Source organism: Winogradskyella sp. ABM4_392, assembly GCF_056160445.1.
In genome coordinates this window covers 327,776-344,947 of record NZ_JBSWXE010000002.1, presented here as the reverse complement: position 1 = coordinate 344,947, position 17,172 = coordinate 327,776, and the positions used below count along the sequence as shown (strand labels likewise).

Sequence of the window (17,172 nt, the reverse complement as noted above, 5' to 3'; positions counted from 1 at the left end):
GTTATTCATTTACAAAAGCCACCGAATGACAAGCTGCAATGGCAGCAGTCTCAGTGCGCAAACGAGTGTTACCCAAAGTTACAGGAATAAAATCAGCAGCCAAAGCTATTTCGATTTCTTTAACGCTAAAGTCACCTTCTGGTCCAATAAGAATCAAAGTATCATCATTATGCTTTAACTGAGACTTCAAAGATTTTTTGTCGGTTTCCTCGCAATGCGCAATAAACTTGGTTGCTGAGAAAGAAGTTTCTACAAAATCTTTAAAAGCAATAGGTGCGTTTAGTTTTGGTAAATAGCATTGCAAAGATTGTTTCATTGCAGACTGTAGGATCTTTTCAAATCGTTCTAGCTTTACAACTTTACGCTCGCTGTTATCACAGATGATTGGTGTAATTTCTTCAATACCAATTTCTGTTGCTTTTTCTAAAAACCACTCATATCTGTCGTTCATTTTAGTTGGTGCAACAGCAAGGTGCAAATTAAAAGGACGTTTCGGTTGTAGACTTTGTGATAAGATATTTACCGAACAATGTTTAGCATCTGCCGATGTAAGTTCTGCAGTAAATAACCAACCCTTACCATTGGTTATATGTAATTGGTCTCCAGCTTTTTTACGAAGCACTTTTACGATGTGTCGGCTTTCGTCTTTATCAAAATTAAACGTAGTATCTCCTTCTGAAATGTTAGGATTGTAGAATAATTGCATTAATCTGTAGCTTCTGAGTATTGTAAAACAGTAATCTCTTCAATAGTTTTAGCATCGTGAGTTTTAAGAACAACATAATACCAGTTTCTATCTTCAATGTCTAAAGTAAAAATTTCATTAGTATCATGGTCTTTTACAGCGTCTTCAAACATTTGATGCATTTGTCCTTCGGGAAACCAACCTAAATCACCACCTCTTTTGGCATTTAAATCCATAGAGTGTAATTGTGCTAGCTTATCAAATTTATAACCTTGTTGGTATTGAGAGATAATTTTATCACGCTTTTCATTGATGTCTTCTAAGCTCATTTTACTACCATCAAAAAAGATATAGCTAGCTCTATAATGCAAGGTTTTTTCTTTTTCAACAACTTTGTAGTAGGTCTTTTTATATTCACCTTTTACAACTTTTTTTCCACCTTTAGAGAGTTTAAAAAGTTCATCTGCCAAACGTGTTTTATGCTTTTCTTTATTGAATGTAAAGACCTTACTTTTATTAGATTTTTTGTGAGCTTTAGCAAAGGTTTTAGCCTCTTCGATAGAACTAATGGAATCGAGTTCGGTTTCTAAAGCGTCTTGAGAAAAACTTAAAAAAGGAATACAGAGGAGTATAAAAAATAGTTGTTTCATTGTGTATTTGATTTAGTTTAATTTGGGGTATTTACAAAACAACTAAATTTTAAAATGTATTTAAAGTCAATTGCTATCTGTTATCAACAGATGTTTTAACAATTTAGGTCTTGTAAGTAAAATACTTGATAAGACTAATAATTATATTGAAAACAATAAGCAATTGTGCTAACAATCCAACTAAAGTAATAATGGTAATTAGTAATTGAGAATTTTGAGTATCATCAAAAAGAGGAAAGTTAGAAGGCGGATAAAGTAATTCCAATAAATAACTACAAATAAAGTATAAGGGAATAATTATTATGCTTATCGAAGTGTGTAATTGGGTTAAAGGTTTAACTAGCTTGATATTCATTTTTTGAAAAAGCCAATAGATAAATCCTAAGAAACTATAGATAATTGCTAAGAGTTGAAGAATATGAGAATGATGAATTACAAAATATGTATCATGAACATTAATGACTAACACCGCATCTTCTAAATTAAACCAATAGATACTTAAGACAATTAATACTATTGCAGTGATCCAGAAATAATAATAAACATTTTGTTTGAGTAGCTTCATATCTTCAACCTAGCTGTAGCCATAACATCAAAGTCTGAAAAGTCTTTTTCTAAATATTTTAAATACCCAACAATCGCAATCATAGCAGCATTGTCTGTGGTGTATTCAAACTTTGGAATGTAAGTGGTCCAGCCATGTTTCTTTTCGGCATCTTTAAGTGCTTTTCTAATGCCAGAATTTGCAGAAACTCCACCACCAATAGCAATGTGTTTAATACCAGTTTGCTTTACGGCAAGTTTTAATTTATCCATTAAAATACCAACAATTGTATATTGAATAGAAGCACAGATATCATTTAAATGCTCTTCAACAAAATTTGGGTTGGCTTTAGTTTCTCGCTGTACAAAATAAAGAATAGCTGTTTTTAAACCAGAGAAACTAAAATTAAGACCATCTACTTTAGGTTTCGTAAACTTATAAGCTTTAGGGTTCCCTAATTGTGCACGCTTGTCAATTTCTGGTCCTGCAGGATAACCTAGACCTAAAATTTTTCCACTTTTATCATAAGCCTCACCAACAGCATCATCAATGGTTTCGCCAAGGACTTCCATTTCAAAATGACTATTTACTTGTACAATTTGTGTATGACCACCAGAAATGGTCATAGCCAAAAATGGAAAAGGTGGTTTTTGGTGTCCTTCTTCTTCAATAAAATGCGCCAAGATATGCGCTTGCATGTGGTTAACATCTATCAAAGGAATATCTAAACCAAATGCTAAAGACTTAGCAAACGAAGTACCTACAAGTAATGAGCCCATTAAACCTGGTCCTCGTGTAAAAGCAATTGCACTTAATTGATCCTTAGAAATACCAGCACGCTCAATGGCTTGATTCACTACAGGAACAATGTTTTGTTGGTGTGCTCTAGAGGCTAATTCTGGTACAACACCACCATATTCTGCATGAATTTTTTGGTCTGCCACAACATTGCTTAAAATGGTATCGTTACATAGTACAGCAGCAGACGTATCATCACATGATGACTCAATGCCAAGGATATAAATATTTTCTTTTTTCATTAACTAAAAAGGGCGCAATAATTGTTAATTTTACGGAATATAGTCTAAGACTCCACTTGCCAACGTATTACAAGTGCAAATGTAGTGAAGATTTCATCAACAAGTAATTATTAATCCGTATCAAAAGAGTACTCAAAATAATAGGTAAAATAGCAGGCATTATTCTGCTCTTGTTCCTTATTGTGTTTTTAATTCTGGGTATTCCTGCCGTTCAAACCAAACTTGGTAAATACGCTACACAAAAAGTTAATGACGAATTTAAAACCAATATTAATATTGGTAAAGTTGGTCTTCAGCTTAATGGAGATATAGAATTAAAAGAAATTCTAATTAGAGATTATAAAAAAGATACACTTATAAGTATTGGTGAATTAAATAGCTCCATTATAAGTTTCAAAAACCTATACAATAGTAAATTTAATCTAGGCGATATAGATATTCAAGATTTAGTATTTAATCTAAAAACGTATGAAGGTGAAGAAGATACAAATCTCGATGTTTTTGTAGATAAGTTTGAAGACGACAACCCAAGACAAGGGCCAAGTAGTTTCTTGTTTTCGTCAAGCGATCTGTCTATAGAGAATGGTATTTTTAAGTTAACAGATGAAAATCTAGAAACACCAAAGGTCTTTGAGTTTACAGAGCTTAATGCCAATACAACCAATTTTTTAATTAATGGTCCAGATGTAAGTTCGCGTATAAATAAATTCAGTTTTAAGGATAGTAGAGGTATAACAGTTGAGAATCTAAAGGCCAATTTTGAATACACCTTAGACCACATGAATTTTGCTGATTTGAGTATTGAAACTGAAAAGTCTGAATTAAAAGGTGATTTAAGATTTGATTACAAACGCGAAGACCTAAAATACTTTACGGATAAGGTCAACGTTACAGCCAGTTTTAGAGATTCTGAAATATCGTTAACAGAATTGAATGTGTTTTTTGATGAATTTGGTGTTAATCAACGCGCAAGTTTCAATGCGGATTTATCAGGTACTTTAAATAATCTTGAAGCTAAAAACTTAAATGTAAGTACCACAAGAAATACCAGAATTATAGGTGACATCACATTTAAAAACTTGTTTACTAAAGAGGATGATAGTTTTGCCTTGGATGGCAATTTTAAAAATCTAGCATCAAATTATAACGATTTAACAGCCTTATTGCCAAGAATTCTTGGTAATGCAATCCCAACGGTCTTGTCTAAGGTTGGTAATTTTAAAATTACAGGAACATCGCAAATAACAACAAAGCGTATAAATGCAGACATAGCAATTGATACAGATTTAGGTTTTGTGAAATCTGATTTAGAGCTCACAGAAATTGATGATATTGACAGAGCAAGTTACATAGGAAACATAGTTTTTGATGAGTTTGATATCGGTAAGCTAATTAATGATCCAAAAGCTAAATTTGTGTCAGCAAATCTCGATGTAGATGGTAAAGGTTTTACGCTAGATAATTTACGTTCAGATATAACAGGCGATGTTTTTAGCCTTGAATATAATGGTTATAAGTATAAAGGCATTCAGGTTTCAGGTGATTTAGGTAATAAGATTTTTAACGGTAACCTTGTTGCTGATGATCCAAACCTTCAACTAGATTTTGATGGTTTAGTAGACTTTGCTGAAGAAAAAAAGAAGTTCGACTTTAAAGCTAATGTTGGTTATGCCAATCTACGAGTACTCAATTTTGTAACAAGAGATAGTATTTCAGAATTTAGAGGTCTTGTAAATATGACGGCAACCGGATCTACTTTTGATGATGTAACAGGTGCAGTTAATATCAAAAATACAACCTACAAAAATCAAGATAGTAGATACAGATTTGAAGATTTTGATATAGTATCATCTTTTGAAGGTAATGAACGTACCATAGCTATAAACTCGCCAGATATTATAAACGGTAATATTAAGGGTAAATTTAAAACTGAAGATATTTTAAAACTGGTTGAAAACTCTGTTGGAAGTATCTATACCAATTATGTGCCTTTTGAGATTGAAGAAGGACAGTATATAGATTTTAGGTTTAATATTTATTCTAAAATAGCAGCTGTCTTTTTTAAGGATTTGTATTTAGGAAAAAATACCTTTATCGAAGGGAGAATTGAAACTGATGCAAAAGGGTTTGAGCTTACTTTTAATTCTCCAGAAATTAAGTTTAAAGATTATTTTGCTAATAACATTAATCTTAATGTAGATAATAGTAACCCACTTTACAACACTTTCATTGAAATAGATACACTTAGTACAGGTGTTTATAATGCATCAGATTTTACATTGATAAATGTTACAAAACGCGATACACTTTTAGTTAAAACCGAATTTAAAGGCGGTAAAAACAATAAAGATAAATTTAATCTAAATCTTTTTTACACTATAGACGAAGCGAATAAATCAGTTGTAGGTTTCAGAAAATCTGATGTTGTGTTTAAAGGTTATGAATGGTTTATCAATTCAGAAAAAAACAATTTCAATAAAGTAAGATTTGATAGAACACTATCAGCTTTCGATATTTTTCCAATCACGATTAATCAAGATAATGAAATTATTGAGGTATCAGGAATAATTAGTGATAGTATTAATAAGAATTTGAGAGTTGATTTTAAGGATGTAGAATTGGTTAAAATAACTCCAAGAATCGATAGCTTAGATTTAGCTGGTGTTGTAAACGGAAAGCTAGATCTCATTCAGAAAAGTGGTACTTATTTGCCAAAATCTAACTTAGAAATTAGTAACCTGTTTGTTAATGATTATGATCTGGGTAATTTAACTGCAGATGTAGAAGGAAATAACTCCATTACAAATTATAAGGTAGATGTTTCTTTGGTTAATGATAATCTTACATCCTTTTTAGCAAAAGGGAATATAGATGTAGCAGAGCGAAGACCAACAATAGATCTCGACGTTACTTTCGAAGAATTTTTACTAGATCCGCTTAATCCACTTGGGGAAGGAGTTATAAGTAATATTAGAGGTTTGGTTTCTGGTGAAGCAAGAGTAACTGGAAGCCTTAACAAACCAAGAATTGATGGAGAGCTTTTGCTAGATAGAGCAGGCCTTTCTATTCCATATCTAAATGTAGATTATGGGTTTGATTTTGATTCTAAAGTATCCTTACGTAATCAACAATTTATTTTTAATAATGTGGCTATGACAGACTCTAAGTACTTCTCACAAGGGTACTTAAATGGTTTTGTTCAGCATAATAATTTTTCTGATTGGGAACTTGGTTTAGATTTAAGTACAGATCGTTTGTTGGTTTTAAATACTGAAGAGTCTGAGGATGAATTATATTACGGAACTGCCTTCGTGTCTGGAGAAGCTAGTATTAGTGGGCCAACAGACCAGTTAATTATAGATGTTGAAGGGAGTACAGCACAAGGTACAGTATTTAATATTCCGTTGAATGATTCCGAGAGTTTTGGTGATAACTCATTTATTCATTTTTTAAGTCCAGAAGAGAAAAAAGCCAGAATTAATGGTGAAGTAGTGGAAGCTATTGAGGTAAAAGGTCTAGAACTTAATTTCGACTTAGATGTCAATCCAAATGCCACAATAGAAATAGTAATAGATAAAGAAGCTGGTAGTACTATAAAAGGTAAAGGAGAAGGGAACTTAGGATTTTTTATAAATACTAATGGCACCTTTAATATGTGGGGAGATTTTACTGTTTATGAAGGTGTTTACAACTTTAAGTATAGTGGATTGGTAGAAAAGAAGTTTGAGGTTGAACCTGGAGGTATTTTGGTATGGGAAGGTGATCCTATGGGAGCAGAAATTAATCTCAAAGCTATATATAAAACTACAGCTAATCCATCTGTTTTGTTAGACAATCCTATTACTCAAAGAATTCCAGTTGAGGTAGATATTTACTTAACAGGAGATTTAGAGCAACCACAGCCAGATTTCGATTTACGTTTTCCAAACGTGTCTTCTACTGTTAAATCAGAGTTGGATTATAGGCTGTCTTCAAAAGATGAAAGAAATAATCAAGCATTAACCTTGTTGGGTACTGGAGGTTTTTCAAACGGAATTAGAGGTGTTAATTTTACAGGTACCATTTCAGAACGTTTGTCAGGTATTGTGAACAACATTCTAGGAGGTGGAAATGAGAATCTAAATGTGGGAATTGATGTTGAGCTTGGTGAAAACACACCGGATTTACAAACCGATAATAGATTTGGTTTTACGGTTCAAACAAAGATTTCAGAAAAAGTATTAGTTAATGGTAAGCTTGGTGTACCTTTTGGTAGTGCTCAACAAACTACTATTACGGGAGATGTCCAAATAGATTGGCTGCTTAATGAAGATGGTACGCTAAGAGCAAAAGTATTCAATAGAGAAAATACTATAAGAAACTTTGGTGAAGAGATTGGTTATACTCAAGGTGTTGGTATGTCTTATAGTGTGGAATTCGATACTTTTAAGGAGCTACTAAACATTATTTTTTCTGGTAAAAATCGTAAAGATAAAGATGAGATTAAGGAGGAAAAAGAAGATGAAAATGATAAAGATGACCTTATGCCAGAATACATGTCTATGAAGAAAAAGAAGACAAAATCTAAGTCTTAACTTCACTTTTTTAAAATTTATTAAAATACTTATTAACGAAAACGTTTGAATTGATTTTCGTAACATTTTTTTATGACAATAGTCACTTTATTCCACCTATTGTTTATTAATTTTACTGTGTTGAATAAAAATAAATATGCTACATACAATAAAAAAAGTTGCTGTTTTAACATCTGGAGGAGACTCTCCAGGTATGAATGCTGCCATTAGATCTGTGGTTAGAACTTGTGTTTTTCATGGGTTAGAATGTTACGGTGTTTACAGAGGTTACCAAGGAATGATAGAAGGTGACTTTGAGAAAATGGATGCTCGTAGTGTAAAAGGTATTGTTAACAAAGGAGGAACAATACTAAAGTCTGCACGTTCAAAAGAATTTAGAACAAAAGAGGGTAGGCAAAAAGCTTATGATGCTTTAAGAAACGCAGGTATAGATGCCTTTGTTGTCATTGGTGGAGACGGTAGTTTCACAGGAGCTATGGTTTTTAATCAAGAATTTGGTTTTCCTATAATGGGAATTCCAGGTACTATTGATAATGATATTTTTGGTACAACGCATACCTTAGGTTATGATACAGCTTTAAATACTGCTGTAGAAGCTATAGATAAGATCAGAGATACTGCTAGTTCTCATAATAGATTATTCTTTATAGAAGTTATGGGAAGAGATGTTGGGCACATTGCTTTAAATGTAGGAGTAGGTGCAGGTGCTGAAGAGATTTTAATTCCTGAAGAGGATCTAGGATTAGATAGGTTGTTAGATTCTTTACGACGAAGCAAACAGTCTGGTAAGTCATCTAGTATAGTTGTGGTTGCTGAAGGTGATAAAATCGGTAAAAATGTATTTGAGCTTGCTGATTATGTTGAAGAAAACATGAGTGAATACGAGGTTAGAGTTTCTGTTTTAGGCCATATGCAACGTGGAGGAAGCCCATCGTGTTTCGACCGAGTTTTAGCAAGTAGAATGGGAGTGAAAGCAGTAGAAAGTCTTATTACAGGAAAAAGTAATTACATGGTTGGTCTTAAAAACGATATTATGGATTTAACACCATTTGACCAGGCAGTAAAAGGAAAATCAAAAATTAACATGGAACTACTTAGAGTTTCAGATATAATGACAATTTAAAAACAAGAGAAAATGTCAAACTTAAAATTAGGAATTAACGGATTCGGAAGAATAGGAAGAATAGTATTTAGAGCAACAGTAAAGCGTCCAGATGTTGATGTAGTTGCAATAAACGATTTATTAGATGTAGAGCATCTAGCATATTTATTAAAATACGACTCAGTTCATGGACGTTTTGATGGTACTGTAGAGGTTAAAGATGGTCATCTTGTAGTAGATGGTAAAACTATTAGAGTAACTGCAGAAAGAGATCCAAAAAATTTAAAATGGGACGAAGTAGGAACAGATGTTGTTGCTGAGTGTACAGGTATTTTTACAACTTTAGAAACAGCGCAATATCACATTGACGCTGGTGCAAAGAAAGTAGCAATTTCTGCTCCGAGTAAAGATGCTCCAATGTTTGTAATGGGTGTTAACGATGATGAGTTAACAGCAGATCATAAAATCGTATCTAATGCTTCATGTACAACCAACTGTTTAGCTCCTGTTGCAAAAGTAATAGATGATAACTTCGGTATAGAAGAGGCTTTAATGACAACGATCCATGCATCTACAGCAACGCAATTAACAGTTGATGGTCCTTCTCGTAAAAATTACAGATTAGGTCGTTCGGCTTTAAATAATATTATTCCATCAACAACTGGTGCAGCTAAAGCAGTAGGAAAGGTTATTCCTAAGTTAGACGGAAAGCTTACAGGTATGGCATTTAGAGTGCCAACTGCAGATGTGTCTGTTGTAGATTTAACAGTAAGAACAAAGCAAGAAACGTCTTTAGAAGAAATTAAAGCAGCATTTAAAAAAGCTTCAGAAGGTGCAATGAATGGTGTTTTAGGTTACACAGAAGAGCCAGTAGTATCTCAAGATTTTGTAAGTGACACACGTACAAGTATTTTTGATGCTAGTGCTGGTATTGAGTTAAACTCAAAGTTCTTCAAGGTGGTATCTTGGTATGACAATGAGTTTGCATATTCTAACAAATTAGTAGATTTAGCATTAAAGATTAATTCTTTATAATACATCTCTTATTATTAATTCAGAAATTCCGTAGGAAGGATTAATTTTGAATTAGTCACTCTACGGAATTTTTAATTTTACAACTATGATTTTAATAACCGATGGCGGTTCTACAAAATGCGATTGGATTGCGATTGATAATGATGGTAATCAGGCAACCAAAAAAATAAGAACCAAAGGTCTAAATCCTGCAATATTAACGGAAAAAAAGCTTAATAAGATTATCCGCAAAAGCGATGAGCTTATGGCAATGAATACTCAGGTTGACCATGTATTCTTTTATGGAGCTGGTTGTGGTACTGAAAAGCCTCGAGCAATGCTCAAAGAGATTTTAGAGCAGATTTTCCCTAAGGCCAGTGTTGATGTTCAAGAAGATACAATGGCAGCAGTAAGAGCAACAATAAATTCTAATGATGAAGCTGCAGTAGTCTGTATTTTGGGTACAGGTTCTAATTGTAGTTACTTTGATGGTAATGTTTTGCACCAACGTGTTAAAAGTTTAGGTTATACTTTAATGGATGAAGCAAGCGGTAATTATTACGGTAAAGAATTAATAAGAGATTATTACTTCAACATTATGCCACATACCTTAAAGTTGGCCTTTGATCATAAGTATAATGTAGATGCCGATTATATAAAGTATAACTTGTACAAGCAACCTAATCCAAATGCATATTTGGCTAATTTTGCTGAATTTATGTTTTTAAATAAAGACTCAGTTTATATAAAAGAACTTATAAAGAAAGGCCTTCGTAAATTTACCGAGCATATGATTCTTCAGTTTAAAGAAGAGTTAAGTACAGGTATACCTGTTCATTTTGCAGGATCTATTGCTTATTTTTCACAAGAAGAAATTAAAGAGGTTGCTGAAGAATATGGCTTTAAAGTTGGAAACTTCGTTCGTAGGCCAATTGAAGGATTGGTAGATTATCATATTAAGAATATTTAAATGGAGATAGCAATAATTGCTCACGATGGGAAGAAAGCTGAAATGGTTCAGTTTTTAAATGAACATAGAGAAATTTTAGAGCAAAAGAAAATTTCATTAATTTCTACAGGAACGACTGGTGAAAAAGTTAAAAAAGCAGGTTTTGAAGTCAATGCGCTTTTATCTGGTCCTTTAGGAGGAGATGCACAAATAGCAGCAAGAGTAGCAGAAGGTAAATGCCATATGGTACTATTTTTTAGAGATCCATTAGATAAACATCCACATGAACCAGATATTCTTATGCTGATGCGTTTATGCGATGTTCATGATGTGCCTTTAGCTACAAACCCAGCTACAGCAGAATTATTGATTAGAGCTGTGTAATATTCATTGTTCATTTTCTGTTAATAAATCTGAAAAAGCCTATTGTAAAACTTATATTTTGGTTATATCTTTGTGACATCTTTAAAATAAACGAAACGTAATTATGTTTGAATTTGATCAATATTTAGGATTTTTAGCATTCTTAACCATTTTAACAATAGGATTCTGGTTAATGATTTTCCTTTTAACATTTGTAATTCCTTACTGGGTATTTGGTTCAGCTATTGAGCGTTTTAAAGAAATAAAAGAAGAAAAGAAGGCTGAAAGAGAAGGTTTAACTCACTAATCAGTTAATCATATTAATAAAAAAGAGCGCAATTTGCGCTCTTTTTTTATTATTGATAATTTTTAAGAATTCCTTAAACCTGTAAAACACCTAAATTAAAAGGTTTCTCAATAGGTGAGTGGTTGGCAGCCTCGATTCCCATACTAATCCAAGTTCTAGTGTCTAGTGGATCTATAATAGCATCTGTCCATAATCTTGCAGCAGCATAATATGGTGACACTTGGTTATCGTATCTCGTCTTGATCTTATTAAACAGTTCTTCTTCTTTTTCCTTAGTAATAGTTTCACCTTTCTTTTTTAGTGAAGCAGTTTCAATCTGAAGTAAAACTTTTGCTGCAGATTTTCCACTCATTACAGCTAATTCGGCACTTGGCCAAGCAACAATAAGTCTTGGGTCGTAAGCCTTTCCACACATAGCATAATTACCAGCACCATAGCTGTTGCCAATCACAATAGTAAATTTTGGCACTACAGAATTGCTCACAGCATTTACCATTTTAGCACCATCTTTTATTATACCACCATGTTCAGATTTGCTGCCAACCATAAATCCGGTAACATCTTGTAAAAAGACCAAAGGAATTTTTTTCTGATTGCAATTCGCAATAAAACGAGTTGCCTTATCGGCAGAATCATTGTAAATAACACCACCAAACTGCATTTCACTTGGTTTTGTTTTAGCACCTTTGGTTTTTACGATTTGCCTTTGATTGGCAACAATACCAACAGCCCAACCATCAATACGTGCATAGCCAGTAATTATAGTTTGTCCATAACCTGCTTTGTATTCTTCAAATTCAGAATTATCAACTAAGCGTTTAATAATCTCGTTCATATCATATTGATCTGATCTACTTTTAGGCAGTATTCCGTAGATATCTTCAGGGTTTTCAGAAGGTTTAGATGGTTTAGCTCTATTAAAACCAGCTTTATCAAAATCACCAATTTTATCCACAATATTTTTAATGGTATCTAAAGCATCCTTATCGTCTTTAGCTTTATAGTCAGTAACACCAGAAATTTCGCAATGTGTTGTAGCACCACCTAAAGTTTCGTTGTCAATAGTTTCTCCAATGGCAGCTTTTACCAAGTAACTTCCAGCTAAGAAAATACTTCCGGTTTTATCTACTATTAAAGCTTCATCGCTCATTATAGGCAGATAAGCTCCACCAGCAACACAACTTCCCATAACAGCAGCTATCTGAGTAATACCCATGCTACTCATTACAGCATTATTTCTAAAAATGCGTCCAAAATGTTCTTTGTCTGGGAAAATTTCATCTTGCATAGGTAAAAATACACCAGCACTATCTACAAGATATATGATAGGTAGTTTGTTTTCTATAGCAATTTCTTGTGCTCTAAGATTCTTTTTCCCTGTTATTGGAAACCAAGCGCCTGCTTTTACAGTTGCATCATTGGCAACTACAATACATTGTTTACCTTTTACATACCCAATTTTCACGACAACTCCACCAGATGGACAACCACCATATTCAGGATACATATCTTCACCTGCAAAAGCACCTATTTCTATAGACTTAGATTTTGGATCTAATAAATAATCTATACGTTCTCTAGCTGTCATTTTTCCTTTGTTATGGTGTTTGGCAACACTTTTTTCGCCACCACCAAGCTTCACTTTTGCTAATCGCTTTTTTAAATCTGAGAGTAGTAGTTTATTATGATCTTCGTTTTTATTGAATTTTATGTCCATATCAATTGGTTTGTATCGCCACGAATTTACGAAACATTACTATTATTTTTTAGCGCTATTTTCTAAATGAAATGTTAAATACATATTACATGGAAATATTTTCCTTGGAAAATAAAATATTTATTTCTAAATTTGTATCATCAAAAACATAAAAAATGAAAAAAATATTAGCATTTGCAGGTAGTAATAGTAGAGCATCAATTAACAAGCAGTTGGCTAAATATGCGTCATCTTTATTAGAGGATGTAGATGTTAACTTAATTGACCTAAACGATTTTGAAGCTCCTTTATACAGTATTGACTTAGAGGGCGAATTAGAAGAAATGCCAGAAAGCGCCAATAGACTGCTAAACTTAATCAAAGAATCAGACGGTATTGTGCTTTCATTAGCAGAACATAATGGAGTTTACGCTACTGTATTTAAGAACCTTTTTGATTGGATGACAAGAATTGAAGGTAATTTCCTTTTCAAGAAACCAATGTTATTAATGGCTACATCTCCAGGAGCAAGAGGAGGGCAAACGGTTTTAACTATTGCAGAAGCAAGGTTTCCGTGGCATGATGGTAATATTGTGGCTAAATTTTCTCTTCCGTCGTTTAATGCAAATTTTGAAAATGGTAAAATTACCAACGAAGAGTTAAATAATGAGCTTTTAGCCCAAGTAGAAGAATTACAAAAATCGTTATAAAAATGGGTGACATAGCGAAAGATGTAAATTCAAAATTTAAGGATAATAAAACCAAAGCCTTAATAAATATTTTATATACAGCCAATTGGATTACAGCAAAACAGAATACATTTTTTGCAGGATTTGGAATTTCTCCTCAACAATATAATATACTTAGAATTTTACGAGGAGCTAATGAGCCGTTATCCATGCAAATTGTTAAGGATAGAATGATAGAGCGTGCTCCAAATGCTACACGACTTACTGATAAGTTATGTGCTAAAGATTTGATTGAGCGTATTCCATGCGAAAATGACAGACGCGTAGTTCATGTACAAATAACTAAAAAAGGTTTAGAACTACTAGAAGAAATTTCGGATGATTTTAATGAGGATTGGATGGGAGAAATAACAGAAAAAGAAGCAGCGCAATTAAGCGATTTGTTGGATAAATTAAGATGATTAAATTAAGAAAGGAAAAGAAAAATGAAAACAATAATTCACAAAGCAGAAGACAGAGGGTTTGCAAATCACGGATGGTTACAAGCTAATCATTCCTTTAGTTTTGCAAGTTGGTATAACCCTGAAAAAGTTCATTTTGGAGCATTAAGAGTTCTAAATGACGATATTATTGCACCAAAAATGGGATTTGGCACACATCCACACGATAATATGGAAATTATAACCATTCCATTAAAAGGTGTGTTAAAACATAGAGATAACATGGGAGACGATTGGATACCAGTAGTTCCTGGAGAAGTGCAAGTTATGTCTGCTGGTACAGGCGTGCAGCATTCAGAAATTAATGGTTCTGTTGATGAATATTTAAGTTTATTTCAAATTTGGATCATCCCAGAAGAGCGTAGTGTAAAACCTCGATATGATCAAAAAACATTTAGTGAAAATGATAGAAAAGGAAAGCTACAAACTTTGGTAACATCTTTTAAAGATGATGACGAGAAGAGTTTAAAAATCCATCAAGACGCTAAACTATCTCGTATTGATTTAAGTGAAGGCGATACATTCACTTATGATTTAAAAAGTGAAAATCATGGAGTCTATGTAATGAATATAAGCGGAAGTGTTTCAATTTCAGATATTAATTTAAGTACAAGAGACGCTATAGGTGTTTCCGAAACTTCTGATTTTGAAATTAATGCAACTGAAGACACAGAATTATTATTTATAGAAGTGCCAATGATTAGTTTATAATAGAACTTAGTTTATTGAAGAAGCACCACAATTTGTGGTGCTTTTTTATTTTAAAATAACGATATTTGTTTCTAACTAACTATCTAAAATTAAGAATACGATTATGGCGATGAATAAAAATACGGTTTTGGCTTGGGCCACAACTATTATGATTATTGTTGGACTAGGTTTAATTGCATTGGGAGCTTTTAAATATCAAGAAGTTGCAGGCTATGGTTTTGCTTCTGTAGGTGTAGGTTTCTTTGCTATTGCTTGGGTGTTTAATGCATTAAAAGGAAGAGTTTAATTATGAGTGACGATAAGCAAATAATCTTCTCAATGTCTGGTGTTACAAAGACCTTTCAGTCTGCAAACACACCAGTTTTAAAAAATATATACCTAAGTTTTTTCTATGGTGCCAAAATAGGTATCCTAGGTCTTAATGGTTCAGGTAAATCTACCTTATTAAAAATTATAGCTGGTGTAGATAAAAACTACCAAGGAGATGTCGTTTTTAAACCTGGTTATACCGTTGGTTATCTTGAGCAAGAGCCGCAGCTAGACGACGAAAAAACAGTTATGGAAGTCGTTAAGGAAGGTGCGGCAGAAATAGTAGCAATCCTTGATGAGTATAATAGTATTAATGACCAATTTGGTTTAGAGGAAGTGTATAGCGATCCAGATAAAATGGAAAAGCTTATGAACCGACAAGCAGAATTACAAGATCAAATTGATGCTACAAATGCATGGGAACTAGATACCAAACTAGAAATAGCAATGGATGCTTTACGTACTCCAGAAGGTGATAAGAAAATTGCTGTGTTATCTGGTGGTGAGCGTCGTAGAGTTGCGCTTTGCCGTCTGCTTTTACAAGAGCCAGATGTATTACTCTTAGATGAGCCAACTAACCATTTAGATGCCGAATCTGTTCATTGGTTAGAGCATCACTTGGCGCAATACAAAGGAACTGTTATTGCTGTAACGCACGATAGATATTTCTTAGATAATGTTGCTGGTTGGATTTTAGAACTCGATAGAGGAGAAGGTATCCCATGGAAAGGAAATTATTCATCGTGGTTAGACCAAAAGTCTAAACGTTTAGCACAGGAGAGTAAATCTGCTTCTAAACGTCAGAAAACGTTAGAGCGTGAGTTAGAGTGGGTAAGACAAGGCACTAAAGGTCGCCAGACAAAACAAAAAGCACGTTTAAAGAATTATGATAAACTATTAAGTCAAGATCAAAAACAACTTGATGAAAAGCTAGAAATCTACATACCAAACGGTCCACGTTTAGGAACAAATGTAATTGAAGCTATTGGAGTAAGTAAAGCATATGGAGATAAGTTGTTATATGAAGATTTAAACTTTAATCTACCACAAGCAGGTATTGTTGGTGTTATTGGACCAAATGGTGCTGGTAAAACCACTATCTTTAGAATGATAATGGGTGAAGAAACTCCAGATAAAGGAGAATTTAAAGTTGGAGAGACTGCAAAGATTGCATACGTCGATCAAAAGCATGCCAATATAGATCCAGAAAAAACGATTTGGCAAAACTTTAGTGATGAACAAGAGCTAATTATGATGGGTAACCGTCAGGTTAATTCAAGAGCATATCTAAGTCGTTTTAATTTTTCAGGAAGTGAACAGAACAAAAAAGTAAAATTACTTTCTGGTGGTGAGCGCAACCGCTTGCATTTGGCAATGACCTTAAAAGAAGAAGGTAATGTATTGCTTTTAGATGAGCCAACTAACGACCTTGATGTTAATACATTACGAGCTTTAGAAGAAGGTTTGGAAAACTTTGCAGGTTGTGCTGTAGTTATTAGTCACGACAGATGGTTTTTAGACCGTATTTGTACACATATTTTAGCCTTTGAAGGTGATTCTCAAGTTTACTTCTTTGAGGGAGGATTCAGTGATTACGAAGAGAATAAGAAAAAGCGTCTTGGTGGTGATTTAATGCCAAAACGAATTAAATATAAAAAGCTAGTAAGGTAGTACTTTGCTAAAATCATTCATACAAAAAAAGCCAGCATTTGCTGGCTTTTTGTTTATCTAAGTCTTAGTGTCTTAATTATCACCATAAAGGTGCCCACTAGTAAAATCTTTATAGGATTCATCTACATCTTTAAAAGCATTTGTTTCCATCAATTTTTTATTCTCTGCTTTCAATTTATACATCTTAACTATCGCAATAATGATGAAAACAAGAAATATAGAGGCTACAGCGATGAGAATCATGGTAAGCTGTGTTGTAGTCACTAATAAAGCTTTGGAATACAGTGTGTTAAGCATGATTGATGTGTTTAGATTTGGGTTCTATGATGCTAAGATAGAAAAAAAAGTGCATCCAAATACTTAATTTT

Annotated in this window: 16 protein-coding genes; 12 read left to right on the top strand and 4 right to left on the bottom strand. The window is 33.2% G+C overall.

Annotation, left to right across the window (positions count from 1 at the left end; genetic code table 11):
- Nucleotide 1: 1 nt before the first annotated feature.
- From ACXAFS_RS07650 to tsaD, 3 genes are all read right to left on the bottom strand, one after another.
- Nucleotides 2–706, bottom strand: a complete 705-nt coding sequence (locus tag ACXAFS_RS07650) for a 16S rRNA (uracil(1498)-N(3))-methyltransferase (protein ID WP_475306217.1) — start codon at nt 704–706, stop codon at nt 2–4.
- Nucleotides 706–1,335 carry a peptidylprolyl isomerase gene (locus ACXAFS_RS07645; protein WP_475306216.1) on the bottom strand — a complete coding sequence of 210 codons (630 nt, stop codon included), beginning with the start codon at nt 1,333–1,335 and terminating at the stop codon, nt 706–708. Before ACXAFS_RS07645 ends, ACXAFS_RS07650 begins: the two co-directional genes overlap by 1 nt.
- Nucleotides 1,336–1,896: 561 nt before the next feature.
- A complete protein-coding gene (gene tsaD, locus ACXAFS_RS07640) occupies nt 1,897–2,919 on the bottom strand; it encodes a tRNA (adenosine(37)-N6)-threonylcarbamoyltransferase complex transferase subunit TsaD (RefSeq protein ID WP_475306215.1) in 1,023 nt (340 codons plus the stop codon).
- Between the two features lie 182 nt (nt 2,920–3,101).
- Here tsaD and ACXAFS_RS07635 point away from each other — a divergent pair, with 182 nt between their 5' ends.
- The 6 genes from ACXAFS_RS07635 (at nt 3,102) to ACXAFS_RS07610 (ending at nt 11,228) form a co-directional block, all read left to right on the top strand.
- A complete protein-coding gene (locus ACXAFS_RS07635; RefSeq protein ID WP_475306214.1) occupies nt 3,102–7,493 on the top strand; it encodes a translocation/assembly module TamB domain-containing protein in 4,392 nt (1,463 codons plus the stop codon).
- Between the two features lie 136 nt (nt 7,494–7,629).
- The gene (gene pfkA / locus ACXAFS_RS07630; protein ID WP_475306213.1) at nt 7,630–8,616 is read left to right on the top strand and encodes a 6-phosphofructokinase; all 987 of its coding nucleotides are present in this window, start codon (nt 7,630–7,632) and stop codon (nt 8,614–8,616) included.
- Between the two features lie 12 nt (nt 8,617–8,628).
- Nucleotides 8,629–9,630, top strand: coding sequence for a type I glyceraldehyde-3-phosphate dehydrogenase (gene gap / locus ACXAFS_RS07625; RefSeq protein ID WP_475306212.1), 1,002 nt, complete (start codon nt 8,629–8,631; stop codon nt 9,628–9,630).
- A gap of 85 nt (nt 9,631–9,715) precedes the next feature.
- On the top strand, nt 9,716–10,579 hold the full coding sequence (locus ACXAFS_RS07620) for an N-acetylglucosamine kinase (protein WP_475306211.1): 864 nt from the start codon (nt 9,716–9,718) through the stop codon (nt 10,577–10,579).
- A complete protein-coding gene (locus tag ACXAFS_RS07615; protein WP_475306210.1) occupies nt 10,580–10,942 on the top strand; it encodes a methylglyoxal synthase in 363 nt (120 codons plus the stop codon). It begins immediately after the preceding gene.
- Between the two features lie 103 nt (nt 10,943–11,045).
- Nucleotides 11,046–11,228, top strand: coding sequence for a hypothetical protein (locus ACXAFS_RS07610; protein WP_475306209.1), 183 nt, complete (start codon nt 11,046–11,048; stop codon nt 11,226–11,228).
- 73 nt (nt 11,229–11,301) lie between these two features.
- Here ACXAFS_RS07610 and ACXAFS_RS07605 read toward each other — a convergent pair whose 3' ends face one another.
- Nucleotides 11,302–12,945, bottom strand: coding sequence for an acyl-CoA carboxylase subunit beta (locus tag ACXAFS_RS07605; RefSeq protein WP_475306208.1), 1,644 nt, complete (start codon nt 12,943–12,945; stop codon nt 11,302–11,304).
- A gap of 155 nt (nt 12,946–13,100) precedes the next feature.
- Between ACXAFS_RS07605 and ACXAFS_RS07600 the strand changes: the two genes are divergently transcribed.
- From ACXAFS_RS07600 to ACXAFS_RS07575, 6 genes are all read left to right on the top strand, one after another.
- A complete protein-coding gene (locus tag ACXAFS_RS07600; protein WP_475306207.1) occupies nt 13,101–13,634 on the top strand; it encodes an NADPH-dependent FMN reductase in 534 nt (177 codons plus the stop codon).
- A 2-nt stretch (nt 13,635–13,636) separates the two neighbouring features.
- The gene (locus ACXAFS_RS07595) at nt 13,637–14,074 is read left to right on the top strand and encodes a MarR family winged helix-turn-helix transcriptional regulator (protein ID WP_475306206.1); all 438 of its coding nucleotides are present in this window, start codon (nt 13,637–13,639) and stop codon (nt 14,072–14,074) included.
- Between the two features lie 24 nt (nt 14,075–14,098).
- Nucleotides 14,099–14,824 carry a pirin family protein gene (locus ACXAFS_RS07590; protein WP_475306205.1) on the top strand — a complete coding sequence of 242 codons (726 nt, stop codon included), beginning with the start codon at nt 14,099–14,101 and terminating at the stop codon, nt 14,822–14,824.
- A 109-nt stretch (nt 14,825–14,933) separates the two neighbouring features.
- Complete coding sequence (locus tag ACXAFS_RS07585) at nt 14,934–15,110, top strand: CAL67264 family membrane protein (RefSeq protein WP_171032479.1); 177 nt, start codon at nt 14,934–14,936, stop codon at nt 15,108–15,110.
- Between the two features lie 2 nt (nt 15,111–15,112).
- A complete protein-coding gene (gene ettA / locus ACXAFS_RS07580; RefSeq protein WP_475306204.1) occupies nt 15,113–16,804 on the top strand; it encodes an energy-dependent translational throttle protein EttA in 1,692 nt (563 codons plus the stop codon).
- 199 nt (nt 16,805–17,003) lie between these two features.
- Complete coding sequence (locus ACXAFS_RS07575) at nt 17,004–17,168, top strand: hypothetical protein (protein WP_475306203.1); 165 nt, start codon at nt 17,004–17,006, stop codon at nt 17,166–17,168.
- Nucleotides 17,169–17,172: the final 4 nt, after the last annotated feature.

Bases quoted from the DNA above. Each gene is read 5' to 3' on its own strand.
- ACXAFS_RS07650 (WP_475306217.1), bottom strand. From the start codon at position 706: ATGCAATTATTCTACAATCCTAACATTTCAGAAGGAGATACTACGTTT.
- ACXAFS_RS07645 (WP_475306216.1), bottom strand. From the start codon at position 1,335: ATGAAACAACTATTTTTTATACTCCTCTGTATTCCTTTTTTAAGTTTT.
- tsaD (WP_475306215.1), bottom strand. From the start codon at position 2,919: ATGAAAAAAGAAAATATTTATATCCTTGGCATTGAGTCATCATGTGAT.
- pfkA (WP_475306213.1), top strand. From the start codon at position 7,630: ATGCTACATACAATAAAAAAAGTTGCTGTTTTAACATCTGGAGGAGAC.
- gap (WP_475306212.1), top strand. From the start codon at position 8,629: ATGTCAAACTTAAAATTAGGAATTAACGGATTCGGAAGAATAGGAAGA.
- ACXAFS_RS07620 (WP_475306211.1), top strand. From the start codon at position 9,716: ATGATTTTAATAACCGATGGCGGTTCTACAAAATGCGATTGGATTGCG.
- ACXAFS_RS07615 (WP_475306210.1), top strand. From the start codon at position 10,580: ATGGAGATAGCAATAATTGCTCACGATGGGAAGAAAGCTGAAATGGTT.
- ACXAFS_RS07610 (WP_475306209.1), top strand. From the start codon at position 11,046: ATGTTTGAATTTGATCAATATTTAGGATTTTTAGCATTCTTAACCATT.
- ACXAFS_RS07605 (WP_475306208.1), bottom strand. From the start codon at position 12,945: ATGGACATAAAATTCAATAAAAACGAAGATCATAATAAACTACTACTC.
- ACXAFS_RS07600 (WP_475306207.1), top strand. From the start codon at position 13,101: ATGAAAAAAATATTAGCATTTGCAGGTAGTAATAGTAGAGCATCAATT.
- ACXAFS_RS07595 (WP_475306206.1), top strand. From the start codon at position 13,637: ATGGGTGACATAGCGAAAGATGTAAATTCAAAATTTAAGGATAATAAA.
- ACXAFS_RS07590 (WP_475306205.1), top strand. From the start codon at position 14,099: ATGAAAACAATAATTCACAAAGCAGAAGACAGAGGGTTTGCAAATCAC.
- ACXAFS_RS07585 (WP_171032479.1), top strand. From the start codon at position 14,934: ATGAATAAAAATACGGTTTTGGCTTGGGCCACAACTATTATGATTATT.
- ettA (WP_475306204.1), top strand. From the start codon at position 15,113: ATGAGTGACGATAAGCAAATAATCTTCTCAATGTCTGGTGTTACAAAG.
- ACXAFS_RS07575 (WP_475306203.1), top strand. From the start codon at position 17,004: ATGATGAAAACAAGAAATATAGAGGCTACAGCGATGAGAATCATGGTA.